The sequence below is a fragment of the Pseudomonas sp. 43(2021) genome, assembly GCF_017490805.1.
In the GTDB taxonomy this organism is placed as follows: domain Bacteria; phylum Pseudomonadota; class Gammaproteobacteria; order Pseudomonadales; family Pseudomonadaceae; genus Aquipseudomonas.
The window spans coordinates 25165-38751 of sequence record NZ_JAFGYJ010000029.1 but is presented as its reverse complement, the minus strand read 5'-3'; the positions used below and the strand labels follow the sequence as shown (position 1 = coordinate 38751).

The window sequence follows — 13587 nt, the reverse complement described above, 5'->3', positions numbered from 1 at the left end:
TGTCCTCCGTTTCAGATGCTGGAAGAGGATAACAATAATTTCTGGCAAATGGCCATTAAACGTTTGTGGTACTGACAATGGCCTTGTCGAGAGGTGCCTGGTCTGCAAGGGGGCAAAAAATCACCGGCCTTGACCGGTGTCGGGGAGGCTACTGGAGCCAGGATTCTACGGTTTCGGCGCCATACTGCGATTTCCAGGCTTTCAGCAGTTTGTGGTTACCGCCTTTTGTTTCAACCCGCTCGTTGTGGTGCGGATTGATGTAAACCTTCAGTTGGCTCTCACGGCGCGGCTGGCGGACAGCAACTGGAACGGTTCAACGCTGAGATCAAACGTAAGCGCTCCATGAACCCCACATTCAAAGCGCTTACCTGATCCCTGATGCTGTGCTCCCGATTTCTTTCTGGAGCTCGCCGACCATGATGCGACCCGACGCCAAAGTCGAAAAAGTGTACCTCTATCCCAAGTCCGTCGACTTTCGAAAATCCATCGATGACCTGGCCGCGCTGGTTGAACTCGATATCAAGGTGGCGGTGTTCGACCCGGTGCTTCTCGTCTTCCTCAACAAACCACGCAACCGCGTGAAGATCCTGTATTGGGAGCGCAACGGCTTTTGCCTCTGACTCAAGCGCTTGGAGTCCGAACGTTTCAAAACCTCGCCGGATGTCACTGACGAAGTCATTGTCCTGACCGTCCAGGAACTGGACTGGCTACTCGATGGCTTCGACCTCTGGCGTAACCGTCCGCATCAGGTTTTGACGCCTCGATACGTCGCCTGATTCGGTATAATCCGCGGCATGATTTCCATGCCCGAAGACCTCCCTGACGATCCTGTTCTGCTCAAGCAACTGCTTGAGCAGATGATCAACGAGCGCGCGTCTGACAAGGACAAGATCGTTCATCTCGAAGAGGAAGTTGCGCTGTTGCACCAGCGCTTGTTCGGACGTAAGTCTGAGCAGTCAGCTGATCCGCTGACGCCGCAACTGGCCCTGTTCAATGAAGCGGAGAGTGTTGCAGAACCGGCCGCCGAAACGATGGAAGAAGAAGGCGTTGCACCAACAGCGCGACATGGAAAGCGCAAACCACTGCCCGCAAACCTACCACGCATCGAAGTTGTTCATGAGCTGCCTGAGCATGAATTGACCTGCACCTGCGGTTGCCGAAAGCACACCATCGGCGAAGAGCTCAGTCAGCAGCTTGAGATCGTGCCGATGCAGATCCGCGTCATCAAGCATGTGCGCAAGGTTTATGCTTGCCGTGATTGCGAATCAGCGCCGGTGACAGCAGACAAGCCAGCTCAATTGATCGAAAAGAGCATGGCCAGTCCGAGTGTCCTGGCGATGCTGCTGACCACCAAGTATGTGGATGGTTTACCGCTGCATCGTTTCGTGAAGGTGCTGGGCCGCCACGGTATTGATATCCCTCGGCAAACCTTGGCTCGCTGGGTGATCCAATGCTGTGATCACTTCCAGCCGCTGCTGAACTTGATGCGTGACAACCTACTGAGCGGCCCCGTTATCCACTGCGATGAAACCCGCGTTCAGGTATTGAAAGAACCTGGCCGTGAGCCGGGTAGCCAATCCTGGATGTGGGTGCAAACGTGCGGTCCACCTGAAAAGCCGGTAATTCTGTTCGACTATTCCAGCAGTCGCGCGCAGGAGGTACCCACACACCTGCTTAGAGGCTATCGCGGCTACTTGATGACTGACGACTACGCCGGTTACAACGCTTAGGGTGCACAGGCCGGCATTGAACGTCTGGGTTGCTGGGCGCATGCACGGCGTAAGTTTGTCGACGTGCAGAACCTGCAGCCGAAAGGCAAGACGGGGCGTGCGGATATCGCCTTGAAAATGATCGGTAAGCTATATGGCATCGAGACCGCTTACCGAGAAAAAGACGATGGACAGCGGAAAAAAAACCGCCAGGATATGAGTGTCAACGTCATGGGGCAGCTCAAAGCCTGGATGGAAAAAAAGCACTTCCGTTCGTGTCTACCCAGAATGCACTGGGTAAAGCGGTTACCTACCTGGCAAACAACTGGAGCAAGCTGGAGCGTTATGCCGAGGAGGGCTACTTGCCCATCGACAACAACGCTGCCGAGCGTGCTATACGCCCCTTTGTGATTGGCAGAAAGAACTGGTTGTTCAGCGCCACACCTAAAGGCGCTGTGGCCAGTGCGCAGCTTTACAGCCTGGTTGAAACGGCCAAAGCCAACGGCCAGGAGCCCTATGCGTGGCTACGCCACGCCCTGGAGCGCCTGCCACTTGCTTCGTCGGTTGAAGATTACGAAGCGCTGTTGCCGTGGAACTGCAAACGGGGGAAGCCATAGTAAGCCACGGCCCCATCCTACGGCAGGTGGGGTTTATGGATCGCTTACCATGCTTTTGACGATTTGAAGCTTAGGGTAAGGCCAATTTCCAGACGTTCGTACGTGCAACCTGGCGTAAACGAGGCTTCATTGCTGAGCGTCGCCTCGATGCAATGGTGCGACTGACCGGAGCGCTCATACCTGACGGGGTAGGTGCTCTGTTGCCATTTCCAGCTCGTTTAGCACTTCACTCAACCTGAGGGGCCAGTGTTCCCACAGTTGCCCTTTCGACTATGATGGCATGTCGCGACCATAGGGCAGCGTTAAGTGTTCTTTAAAATTGACATGGTCAACGAGAGAAATGGGTTATCAACAGGCGGTGCATTGGCAAGGCATTTCGCTTCGCGCAGAAGGTACCCGTTGAGTGAGCTGGTATTGCGCAGTCCTTGTGCTTTACAAGCCCAAATGTTCCGTCCATTAGGCATCTTCTGATGTAGATTCAGCTTCTCAAAATGACGTTGAACTTTTCGCCAAGGTTCGGTCGTACCTAGTTTGGCATCCGAATGGGAACACAATGCCGCTCATCCACGACCAACCGCCCGGCTTCCAGGTCAAACGGCAATACCCACAACCGCAAGCCTCCCCCGTAATCGAAAGCAGGAAGCCCCACCTGCAGACCCGACCAACACGGGTAAACTAAAAAGAGGTTAGGTACGCCCTCATCTGTCCGGTACTGATGGCCGTAGGCAAAAAGCTGATAAAAATCCGCTTGGCTCAGATGATAGTTTTTCTCGTGTTTCCCCGCGTCGATCCGCTTCCACTTCGTATCCAAAATCCACCGCTGCGCAGGCAGATCGATCAAAATATCTGGTCGCAGGCAAAACATCTGCCGATCATCATGCTCGCACAGATATTTGCTCCGCGATTGGGCGGTCATCTTGGCTTCAAGTATGAGGTTACGTTGTAGCCAATCCTGCACATAGCGCTCGAATAGCCGTTCCATTGGGAACAGCAAGCTCATGCCGGCGGTTCGACCAACCAGTGCTAGGGGAACGTGCTGACTAAGGATCAGTTCGCACCAGGGTTTAACCGGTCTGTAGTGACTCATCAACCGATCATCGCTCCAGGCCCGTAGGTCTTGAGCGATATTGCGGCTACCTCGAATGCTTGCCGTGAATGCCTGTAGTTCAGTTGCAAGTCGCCAGTTTCGGGGGCTAGTCGTGAGTTTCGCAACCTGGTCCAGCGCAAGCTTAAGCAGGCGGTTCTCAGCACGGTCCGGTAAGAATATGTCATGGCGAATCTGAAAGTGGTGCTGTCGCCCCGGTGGCTGGCGCATTTGCGCTACCACATTCAACTGACCTCTGAGGTAACGCTGCTCTTCCTCGACCCGTTCGTAATCAAAGCGTATGCCGCGCTTGAGCAACAAATCGAGCTCGTTTAGGAACTGCTCCATCACCCACTCGCTGAGTGGTGCATCAAACGTTTCGACGTTTGCAGCTCCTGCTTTTCGCGGTTTCAGTTGAAGCGCGTTTTGAATCAGCTTACGTAGCAACTGGCGACTTTTTGCTACGCAGCCATCCTCCTCGTGATGCTTAGGGAGGATTTCCAAACGGGTGCCACAGGGGGTTTCCAGCACCCCGACATACGAGTCCCACTTCAAAGTGCGCCGATTTGTAAGCTTTAGGACGCTTGCGCCACTGGCTTCCAAGCACCCGCTGAAGTCACACAGCCAATCGAACGCGCTTTGTGAAACCTGGGCTAAATCGAGCGAAGGCTGCACTTCTTGTGTCGTGAGGCGTGCGTATTCGCGGATCGTGACGGTTGTTTTCACGATTCTTGATTCTGCAGGTGGCTAAGTAGCTGACGCCCCAAGCGACGGGTGTTTAATCTATTGCCGGTCTCTCCGTGCATGCTCAACCCGATCGTGTTCGCCAATTCCCGTAGCGCTGGGTATGTGGGTTGTTGTCGCTGTCCTTGGCGTAGTACTTCGATGGAGCCACTGGCGAGTTCTCGCAAGACCAAATCGCCCGATGAGGCTTCGCGCTTTACGGCTTGTACGCTGCTCGGCAGCTGGGCGTCGAGAATGCTGAGGTAGGCTTCCAAGCGTTGAAAGGCTTCGTCGTTTAATTCCCAAGACGCTTTCTCAAGGCCGAGAGCGATTTCGCTACCAAACAAAGCTTCCGCTTGGCTCGGGCGCTGTTGGACGAATTGATCACAGCTTGGCTTGCGATGGTCATTGAGGACCCAGGCTATGCGTTGCCAGTCCTCGAAGAAGTACTCCTGCAGCAATGGAAGAATCTGATTGTGAAAAATCTCTTCCAGCCGCGTGATCGAATTGTCGTTTTGCAACGGCATGAAATAGGCATGACCCAAGCGGTGATCCCTATCCAGCAGCGCTTCTATCCGCTGGTTCATCACGCGCAGCAGTTGTCCGATGTTCAGCTGATCATTAATCACCACATCGTCTAGCAGCTCGGGTTTGGGTGGCATTTCTCGGAAAATAAAGCGGCGTCGTAGAGCAATATCCAAACCTGCCAGCGAGCGATCGACAGTGTTCATTGTGCCGATCAGAAACAGGTTGCTGGGGACGCTGAACGGTTTTTTCGAATACGGCAGTATCACGGAGAGTGCTTCATCGGCATCGGCTCGCTTGCTCGGCTCGATCAAGGTGATGAGCTCGCCGAATATTCGAGACATATTGCCGCGGTTGATTTCATCGATAATGAGCACTCGCGCATGGTTGAGCCTTGGCGCCTCGGTCGGCTGAAGCAGGCGCTCAACCAGCGCCGCGAAAAGGTTCTGATAGCCGTTGACGAGGTACTTCTCTAGGTCGGACTCGGCTACCCGCTCGAATACCCGTTTCTGTCGAATGTCCTCAACCGTTATGCGGCCGTCCTGAACGTAGGTGAGGAGTTGGCGGATGATGCTCAACGGCAATGGCAGGCTGCCCCCGCTAGGCTTATCGAATTCGATTTGTTCGCTGCCAACTTTACGCACTACATAGCTGCCGAAACGTTGATCGACTTGCAGAGCGAGCTCTCCGCTACTGGCTACGTTACCGAGAAGCCCGGCCAGCTTGTCCCGGTCCAAGGTGGTGCTGCTCATCTCATACAAGGTCATTTGGCTGAACTGGCCGTTGAGCAACTCGGTGTGCGGCAGAGAAGGGGCGTACTCACGCAGCCACTTCACTGAGCGCATCTGCGAGTAGCCGGCATCGAACTCTGGGTGAGGCTTGTACTGGTAATCGCCGGTCACCTCTGCGATCGCGCGGAATTTGAAGTTGCCATCGGATACGACGATCAAATCACCAATCTTCATTCGAGTAACGAAGGCTGTAACGCTGGTGATGCCATAGTCATTGGCCGGGTTGGCGGGCATTACGCCAGCTGAAGCGAAACGTTGTTGCACGTCCAGGCGGCTGGTACACCCGGAAAAATCAATAGCCTCGCCATACCCGAGCAGCACGTAGCCGCCCTGTAGGCACTCCTGATAAACGTGGGAGTCATCCCCTAGTGTATTTCCGAGGGACATCTTCCAGACACGTCGTCCCCTAAGGTCACTTGGGCCTTGAGCTTGGTGCGTCACCTTGGCTGCTGCGGCTTCACAGATTGATTTGAAAACACCATCCACGACTTCATAGCGCAATTGTTGGGTGTTTTCATCGGTCGTGGCGCGCAAGCCCTCTACGAAGTCTTCGTAGCTGAAGCTTTGGTGGAATGTGACGAAGCGAATCCGTTCTTGCTGGACGAGTTCATCGAACCGTCGCTTTAGGGCGGCGCGGTTTTTCGAGTGCTCCTGCAGCGTCTCAGGGTCCAAAATCTCCAGAGCTAAGTCGATAGTCGCATAGGTTTTCCCGGTACCGGGTGGACCAAAGAGGATCTGGTTAAGTGCCACGCCGCGTTGCTTCAATGCAAATACTCCATGCCAGTGGATCCGCTCGAGAGCGCGCCGAACGCTGGCGTTCTCCGAGACCTTCGACCCAGATGCGATGGCGAGCGCCGTGGTTTGCTGCTCTGTAGCGCGGGGTGAAGGCGTAAGGTGTGCCAATCCTACACCGGGATCGGCCCTTTCCTACAGACGTAGGTTTGCATTGGATGGGGGACGCGCCGAAGATGAACAGCCTGACCTTAATCCAATCCTCCATGAGCCTGCTGCTAATGCATTCCTGATCATCACTGAAAATTTGATGGAGGCGTAAAGGCAGGGCGAGTCTTGTGCGAACCGCTTATGTTTTGAGGTCTAACTAGGTAAGCTTGGCGGTTGGGTTGAAAAACATAGGAAAGGAGTGCAAGGGATGTCTGAGCAGAATAAGGAGTTGCTGGATAAGATTCACCGCCAGCTAAGCGGGACTGAATCGGATCTGTCGTCAAACGGGAGGAAATCGTTAAATTATCATATATCTAACATTGCTGCTGATCTTAGGAAATGGTCGCGGGAGCGTAGGGATGATCGTGATAGTCGGACAGAAACCACTACGTGGGCGCTGGGTATTCTGGCCATATTCGCGTTTGCTCTGATTCAGCTTGGCGGGCAGGAAACTTCTGACTTCGAGTGGGTGCAGCAGAACCGAATCGCAATTAAGATTTGGGGTGTAGTACTGGCCGCGGTTTACATTGGTGTGTCGGTCGAGCGTTCAGAGTTGGTGAAGTCGATCTGGATGTTCTCATTTACCAAGCTCGTTGCCTCCCTTGCGGCTTCAGGGTTGATCGTATATTCGACGGGTAAGGCTGCAAGCGCTATCAATGGTGTGTTTGGCGTTGATGCCTCGGTGTTCCCTGTCACGCTAGTTTTTACGACTGCAATTATCCTATTTCATTTGGTGGCGCCTTTTTTACTTGGCATTGCAGTGGCAGCGCTTGTTCATCTTTTCAATTTTATCGGGTGGGTCAAAGCACAATTTGATGGCCCGAATTATCGGTTGCCTCCTTTTCACTCAGCCATGTTTCTGGTGGTTGCTGTTATTCTTATGTTTCAGGGGTGGGCGTGGTCGAAGAATGAGCTGAGCATGGAGCGACTTCCCGAAAAGATCTATCTAATTGCCTACAAGCTAGATTTTAACGAGAGGCATCAGTGTGGTGACTTGAAGAAAGATGTGTCTGTCGTCTATTTAGGGGCAGATCAGCAAAGCGTGCTTGCGAACCCTACAAAACTGAGGGATTTTGATTTTTCTGACTTTTTCTCAGCGACGGTTAACGTGCCAGCACATTTCTTTAAGATGAAGTGTGAATATCCTAGCTATGATCAAGCTGAGAAGACCTAAAGCCATGGACCCTCTACCGACGCTCTTCACCGACCGCCTCCCCTTCTGAAGATGAGTAGCTGGAGCGCCTTCAAAACGGGGGATGGAGTTAGGCTTTAAAGGCGTCCAGTGAGGGGAGGGTGATTCAGCGCATCATGCCCAGCTCGGCATCATCCATCAGCGCCTTAGCCAATGCGCAGAGGTAATGTGAAGCCCAGATCAGCTGGGGTTTGTCTTCCATCAAGCCGTCCAGGGTCATATCCCGTGCGTAGCCCATAAGCTCCGAGGCTTGTTCGCGGGCGCTCTGGCAGGGGATGCCTGCTTCGATGCGGAACAGCGGATGGGTCTGGTTTTCACCTTGGTAGAAGGTGGTTTTGCCGACGGTGAATTTGGTTTCTTCTGTGGTCATTGTTCAATCTCCCCGAAATCTCTAGTGCCTGGCCTGGCCTCATCGCCGGCAAGCCAGCTCCCACAAATACCGCATAGGCCTCGAGATCTGTGTGCAGCTCAGATCCATGCGGGAGCCCGGCTTGCTGGCGATAGGGGCAGCCCAGGCGACACATAAATGAAGCCTTAGTGCAAAGTCCTAGGCTCAGTGGGCATCTGCACCTGGATCAGTGCGGACTCAAGCAAAGCTCGCAGCGTCTCCAGCTCATGCATCGAGGCCATCATCAGAATCGACGCTGGCGACTTGGGCTGCAGCAGTATCGCCTGATGCACAACGGTCGCCGCGCATAGCGCGTAATCCGTGGCCTGGATCAGGGTGTCTTCAAGGGATAGAACATTGTGGGGTGGATCAGGGACTATCTTCAGCATAAACCCTCTCAGTGCCTTAAAGGGCTGCCGCAGATCCGCTGTCAAACGGAAGGGTGGCAGCTGTTTGTGGGTTGACAGACCGGGGGCACTGAGAATCCCGGCGCACACAAAGGTGCCCCACGCACAGCTGCCATAACTGGCATTGCACATGCTCTCAGTGAACCACGGCCTGTCAAAACCGTGCCGCCAATTGGTAGCGGCAGGTCGAGACTATGGTTCACGATTTCCATGTGCAACGAAAAACAGGCGCAGGGAGTATCTTTGGGAAATGGCCTACAAGGAAGGGGCTAATTCTGACTTTTTGTGCCCATTCACCCTCACAGCATGCAACGCCGGCTGCTCTGTTAACGGTTTGTGGCTCACAAAAAGCTTTCCACTCACGAATCCCTGTATCCAGTTATGTCGCGATGCCAACAAACGGTCCAGCATGGACTTTCACCACTCAAGCCTTGAAACTGACCCGCTCGCATCTGGACCAAGGCTGGTCACGGGCCCGCCCCCTGCAAAGGACGCCAAGTAACAGCCCATGGAATGCACCGAAGATGACTATCGAAGCTTTTGCCCCTTTCCAGCGCTTTGCCACTGACCTGCTGAAGTATCTACCAGCTGACCAGCCAGATGGCTCCCACGACCTGTCCCACATCCATCGCGTATGGGTCAACGCGCAACGTATACAGCGCGTAGAAGGCGGCGACCTGGAAGTGCTGCTTGCAGCGACTGTGCTGCATGATTGTGTCGCAGTAGAAAAGAACTCGCCCTTGCGTGGGCAGGCGTCAACGCTATCCGCACAAAGGGCGGCGTCGATCCTGGCTGATATGGGCTGGCCATTGCAGCGCATCGAACAGGTGGCGCATGCAGTCAAAACCCACAGCTACTCGGCTGGCTTCGAACCACTCACCCTTGAGGCCAGGATTCTTCAGGACAGCGATCGCCTGGACGCCATAGGTGCAGTGGGTATCGCCCGGTGTTTTTACATTTCCGGGCGAATGGGGTCGGCGCTGTACGATTTCGAGAACCCCGCGGCGTGGGGGAGGGAGTATCAGGACAAGGCGTATGCGGTCGAGCACTTTCATACCAAGCTGCTCAAGCTTGCGTCAGGTTTTAAAACTGCTGAAGGGGCTCGGCTGGCTGCTGAACGCCATGCTCGGCTTGAAGTGTTTCTTGCGGATTTCATGGATGAGGTCGGGGCTGGCGGGGTAGGGATGCAGTGACGGGGCTTGGGGCGATTGGCAGGTCGTTTTGGGCGTTGGCTAGTTGTCCTGGAACTGCATATGGCTGATCGATTTGGCAGGTGCCTTTGGGCAAGGTGCCAGGCCTTGGGTTTTGGAGGCGGGTAGCTGTGGTCTCATGGCCCTGATTATTGCGTTTGGGCGGGGAAGAATCTGGCGTGGGCATGGCACCGGCTGCGCCGGTGTTCGCGGCTGAAGCCGCTCCTACAGGGGGGAACTGCTAGGTCATGGAGATGTGGGCAGTTTTGAGGGCGGATTTGTTCGTGGAGACTTTTTGTATGCGGTTCTGCTTATTGATGAGTGGCTTGCAGCTTTTTTAGCGGGTTTATCGTGGATGGCACGGGCTGCGCCCGTGTTCGCGGGCGCGCCCGCTCCCACAGGATGCGTGCAGGGTTTGAGCGCTGTGTTGGGGCATTCAGATAATCCAGCATTGGCGGAACGGGAGTGTCGAGCGGGGCGGGGTCTGGGGCAATGAATAGGCGGGCTGAGAGGCGAGAAGAGATGCCGCACAGCCCGGATCGTGCTCGTCTCAGAGAGGTGGCGCTATGTAGACAACCCGGTTTCGTCCATTCTGTTTGGCGTCGTAAAGCCCTTTGTCAGCGCGTTCCAGTGCGTCATCCAGCGTTTCTCCCTTGGCAAACAGGGTGCACCCGATGCTCAGGGTTACGTTCAACTGGCCACAGGGCAACTGCATCGGTCCGGCACCCACCTGTTCGCGAATCCGCTCAGCAATCCGGGTCAGCTCTTCGCTGTCCTTCACCTGCAAAATTGCAACAAACTCCTCACCCCCATGGCGCACCACCAGGTCATCGGGGCGCAGTGCAGCGCGCAGGCGACGGGCAGTTTCGCAAAGCACTTTGTCACCGCCGCCATGGCCGTACTTGTCGTTGATGGCCTTGAAGTGATCCAGGTCGGCATAAACCGCACCCAGTTGTAAGCCGTTCACCTCTGCCAATCGCCGTTCATGGTCTTCAAACGCCGTCAGCGCGCCGCGATTCCATAGTTGCGTCAAAGGGTCGAGCAGGGCCTTGCGCTGCTCGCGATCCATTTCAAGCCGCAGATCGCGGTTCACCTGTGCCAAGGTGCGCAGCTGCAGATACCCCTCGGCGAGCGTGGCCAGGTCCCTGAAGTTCGCTTGCTGAGCCTCGCTGAGCACGCGGGGACGCGGGTCGAACATGCACAGCGTACCGATGGCTTTACCGTTCCCGGCGCGCAGGGGGTGGCCGGCGTAGAAGCGGATATAGGGCGCGTTCAGCACGAGCGGGTTATCGACGAATCGCCCGTCGCACGTGGCGTCGGGCACCATCAGGGTATCCTCGCCGAGAATGGCGTAGCCGCAGAAGGAAATACTGCGCGTCGTCTCGCTTGCCTCAAGCCCTATGCGGGCCTTGAACCACTGTCGGTCCTGGTCGATGAGGCTGATAAGCACAGTATCCACATGAGCCAGGTCCTGGGTGAGCCGCACCAGGGTATCGAGGTAAAGCTCGGCTGGCGTATCGACCAGGTTCATGTCATCGAGCGTGCGCTGGCGAAGCGCTTCGTCAGCGGGAAAAGGGCAAGCGGGCATTCTTGATACTCCGGTCCTTGGTTAGTTGCTTCTGCACCTGGCGGGTGCATGTACTCTATCTGTCAAAGCAAGCACAGCATAGGTGATGGCGAGAAGCCACGGGTTACAGGATTGGCTGGGCATTTCTTGCCGAGTGTGTGATTTCTTCCGCTCAAGCTTCGTCAAGAATGCTACCCCTTAGCCGTCGTCTTGGGGACTGATACAGGGCCTTCCATGCAAACGCTGTTGAACGAGATTCTCGAAGAAGTACGTCCCTTGATCGGCAAGGGCAAAGTGGCTGACTACATTCCTGCGCTGGCCGATGTGCCGGCGAACCAGTTGGGCATCGCGGTCTATGGCAACGATGGCAGTTATTACTGCGCAGGCGACGCGCTGGTGCCGTTCTCGGTGCAGAGTATTTCCAAGGTGTTCAGCCTGGTACAGGCGATTGGGCACTCCGGGGAAGCCATTTGGGAGCGGCTTGGCCATGAGCCATCCGGCCAGCCGTTCAACTCGCTGGTGCAGCTGGAGTTCGAGCGTGGTCGGCCGCGCAACCCGTTTATCAATGCGGGTGCGTTGGTGATCTGCGATATCAACCAGTCGCGCTTTGCGGCACCCACGTTGTCGATGCGCGATTTCGTTCGGCGGCTATCGGGCAATCCGCACATTTCCATTGATGCCCGCGTTGCCGATTCGGAGTATCAGTTCCGCGCGCGCAACGCGGCCATGGCTTACCTGATGCAGTCGTTCGGTAACTTCCATAACGAGGTGGAGACGGTGCTGCGTAGCTATTTCAGTTACTGCGCGCTGCAGATGAACTGCCTTGATCTGGCTAGGGCATTCTGCTTCCTGGCTAACGATGGGTTCTGCAAGCACAGCGGTGAGCAGATTCTGACCCGGCGCCAGACCCAGCAGGTGAACTCGATCATGGCTACCAGCGGGCTGTATGACGAAGCAGGGAATTTCGCCTATCGGGTGGGGTTGCCGGGCAAGAGCGGCGTGGGGGGCGGGATTGTGGCGATCGTGCCGGGGCAGTTCACCGTGTGTGTGTGGTCGCCAGAGTTGAATGCTGCGGGTAACTCCCTGGCTGGGATGGCGGCGCTTGAGTTGCTCAGTTCACGGATTGGGTGGTCGGTGTTCTGATCGGCGGGCTCGGTGGCTGAGGTAGGCCCGGTTGATACCTCAGCTCGTCGGGTCCTGCCCCAACACCTTGGCCAGGGCCACCCGGGCATCTTCAAGCTGTACCAGTGAAGCATGCCGTGCCCCCAGCGCGTCGCCGTTCTGGATAGCGGTCAGAATCGCCTTGTGCCGGGGCAGGGCGAGTTCGTCGAAATTCGCCCGCTGGTTGGAGTAGCGCACCGACTCGCGCAGCGCCATCGACAGCATGTTGCACAGGTAGGCCAGCAGGTCGTTGTGGGTGGCGTCGGCGATGCGGGCGTGGAAGTCCAGGTCGGGTTGCAGGCGTTCTTCGTGGTTGCGTGCGGCTTCCATGCGCTGGTAGGCCTCGGCGATCGAATCGACGTCGTCGGCGCTGGCGTTGGTGGCGGCCAGTGCGGCGGCGGCGGGTTCGATGACCCAGCGTACGCTGCTCAGCATGTTGAAGAATTCTTGCTGTGGCGTGGCCTGCATCAGCCAGTGCAGTACGTCCGGGTCGAGCATGTGCCAGTCATGGCGCGGCCGAACCAGGGTACCCACCCGCGGGCGGGCCTCGACCAGGCCCTTGGCAGTCAGGGCGCGCATCGCCTCACGGAACACCGGCCGGCTGATCGCGTAGGCTTCGCACAGGCTGGCCTCGGAGGGCAGCTTCTGCCCGGGTGCGAGTTGGCCGGATACGATCTGTACGCCAAGGTCCTGGACCAGGGTGGCGTGCATGCTCTTGCGCGTGGTGGGTTGGCGGTAGTTCATGTGGGGCGGGGCGGATCCTTCGGGCGGGGGCAGCATCATAGCATTAGCGCGTTGACGCGGTGCATGGCACCGGCTGCGCCGGTGTTCGCGGCTGAAGCCGCTCCCACAGGTGTAGTGTCAACTCGAAGCCAGCGCAGTACCTGTGGGAGCGGGCGTGCCCGCGAAGCAGGCGACGCGGAGGATGGCACCGGCTTTGCCGGTGTTCGCGGCTGAAGCCGCTCCCACAGGTGTAGTGTCAACTCGAAGCCAGGGCAGTACCTGTGGGAGCGGGCGTGCCCGCGAAGCAGGCGACGCGGAGGATGGCACCGGCTTTGCCGGTGTTCGCGGCCACGGCCGCTCCCACAGGTGTAGCGTCACCTTGAAGCCAGCGCAGTACCTGTGGGAGCGGGTTTACCCGCGAAGCAGGCGACGCGGAGGATGGCACCGGCTTTGCCGGTGTTCGCGGCCACGGCCGCTCCCACAGGTTTAGCGTCAACTCGAAGCCAGCGCAGTACCCTGTGGGAGTGGGCGTGCCCGCGAAGCAGGCGACGTGGAGGATGGCACCGGC

Annotated in this window: 10 protein-coding genes and 3 pseudogenes; 5 read left to right on the top strand and 8 right to left on the bottom strand. The window is 56.6% G+C overall.

What is annotated here, in order from left to right; translation table 11 throughout:
• Positions 1-148: 148 nt before the first annotated feature.
• Positions 149-289 (bottom strand): annotated as a pseudogene (locus J5M71_RS22030) (DNA binding protein); the annotation flags it as partial.
• Positions 290-416: 127 nt separating this feature from the next.
• Between J5M71_RS22030 and tnpB the strand changes: the two are divergent.
• Together tnpB and J5M71_RS22020 are read left to right on the top strand one after the other, a co-directional pair.
• A pseudogene (gene tnpB, locus J5M71_RS29665) lies at positions 417-776 on the top strand (IS66 family insertion sequence element accessory protein TnpB).
• 18 nt (positions 777-794) lie between these two features.
• Positions 795-2326: pseudogene (locus J5M71_RS22020) on the top strand (IS66 family transposase).
• A 302-nt stretch (positions 2327-2628) separates the two neighbouring features.
• On the opposite strand, the gene J5M71_RS22015 reads toward J5M71_RS22020, so the two are convergent.
• The 3 genes from J5M71_RS22015 to J5M71_RS22005 are packed head-to-tail and all read right to left on the bottom strand — an operon-like array spanning position 2629 to position 6214.
• The gene (locus tag J5M71_RS22015) at positions 2629-2880 is read right to left on the bottom strand and encodes a DNA-binding domain-containing protein (RefSeq protein ID WP_207836924.1); all 252 of its coding nucleotides are present in this window, start codon (positions 2878-2880) and stop codon (positions 2629-2631) included.
• Complete coding sequence (locus J5M71_RS22010) at positions 2853-4136, bottom strand: McrC family protein (RefSeq protein WP_207836913.1); 1284 nt, start codon at positions 4134-4136, stop codon at positions 2853-2855. The genes J5M71_RS22015 and J5M71_RS22010 overlap by 28 nt, the downstream gene beginning before the upstream one ends.
• Positions 4133-6214, bottom strand: a complete 2082-nt coding sequence (locus J5M71_RS22005) for an AAA family ATPase (protein WP_243434301.1) — start codon at positions 6212-6214, stop codon at positions 4133-4135. The genes J5M71_RS22010 and J5M71_RS22005 overlap by 4 nt, the downstream gene beginning before the upstream one ends.
• Before the next feature lie 385 nt (positions 6215-6599).
• On the opposite strand from J5M71_RS22005, the gene J5M71_RS22000 reads away from it, so the two are divergent.
• On the top strand, positions 6600-7565 hold the full coding sequence (locus J5M71_RS22000; protein ID WP_207836896.1) for a hypothetical protein: 966 nt from the start codon (positions 6600-6602) through the stop codon (positions 7563-7565).
• Between the two features lie 124 nt (positions 7566-7689).
• Here J5M71_RS22000 and J5M71_RS21995 read toward each other — a convergent pair whose 3' ends face one another.
• A complete protein-coding gene (locus tag J5M71_RS21995) occupies positions 7690-7953 on the bottom strand; it encodes a DUF3077 domain-containing protein (RefSeq protein ID WP_003256566.1) in 264 nt (87 codons plus the stop codon).
• Positions 7954-8117: 164 nt separating this feature from the next.
• A complete protein-coding gene (locus J5M71_RS21990) occupies positions 8118-8360 on the bottom strand; it encodes a hypothetical protein (RefSeq protein WP_207836893.1) in 243 nt (80 codons plus the stop codon).
• A 542-nt stretch (positions 8361-8902) separates the two neighbouring features.
• On the opposite strand from J5M71_RS21990, the gene J5M71_RS21985 reads away from it, so the two are divergent.
• Entirely contained in the window at positions 8903-9571 is a 669-nt protein-coding gene (locus J5M71_RS21985) for an HD domain-containing protein (protein ID WP_207836891.1), read from the top strand.
• 547 nt (positions 9572-10118) lie between these two features.
• Here J5M71_RS21985 and J5M71_RS21980 read toward each other — a convergent pair.
• Positions 10119-11156, bottom strand: a complete 1038-nt coding sequence (locus J5M71_RS21980; RefSeq protein ID WP_207836885.1) for a sensor domain-containing diguanylate cyclase — start codon at positions 11154-11156, stop codon at positions 10119-10121.
• Positions 11157-11369: 213 nt separating this feature from the next.
• Here J5M71_RS21980 and glsB point away from each other — a divergent pair, with 213 nt between their 5' ends.
• A complete protein-coding gene (gene glsB / locus J5M71_RS21975; RefSeq protein ID WP_085592323.1) occupies positions 11370-12278 on the top strand; it encodes a glutaminase B in 909 nt (302 codons plus the stop codon).
• Positions 12279-12317: 39 nt separating this feature from the next.
• On the opposite strand, the gene J5M71_RS21970 is transcribed toward glsB, so the two are convergent.
• Positions 12318-13040, bottom strand: coding sequence for a FadR/GntR family transcriptional regulator (locus tag J5M71_RS21970; RefSeq protein ID WP_135001983.1), 723 nt, complete (start codon positions 13038-13040; stop codon positions 12318-12320).
• Positions 13041-13587 lie beyond the last annotated feature (547 nt).

Bases quoted from the DNA above. Each gene is read 5' to 3' on its own strand.
- J5M71_RS21995 (WP_003256566.1), bottom strand. From the start codon at position 7,953: ATGACCACAGAAGAAACCAAATTCACCGTCGGCAAAACCACCTTCTAC.
- glsB (WP_085592323.1), top strand. From the start codon at position 11,370: ATGCAAACGCTGTTGAACGAGATTCTCGAAGAAGTACGTCCCTTGATC.
- J5M71_RS22000 (WP_207836896.1), top strand. From the start codon at position 6,600: ATGTCTGAGCAGAATAAGGAGTTGCTGGATAAGATTCACCGCCAGCTA.
- J5M71_RS21990 (WP_207836893.1), bottom strand. From the start codon at position 8,360: ATGCTGAAGATAGTCCCTGATCCACCCCACAATGTTCTATCCCTTGAA.
- J5M71_RS21980 (WP_207836885.1), bottom strand. From the start codon at position 11,156: ATGCCCGCTTGCCCTTTTCCCGCTGACGAAGCGCTTCGCCAGCGCACG.
- J5M71_RS21970 (WP_135001983.1), bottom strand. From the start codon at position 13,040: ATGAACTACCGCCAACCCACCACGCGCAAGAGCATGCACGCCACCCTG.
- J5M71_RS21985 (WP_207836891.1), top strand. From the start codon at position 8,903: ATGACTATCGAAGCTTTTGCCCCTTTCCAGCGCTTTGCCACTGACCTG.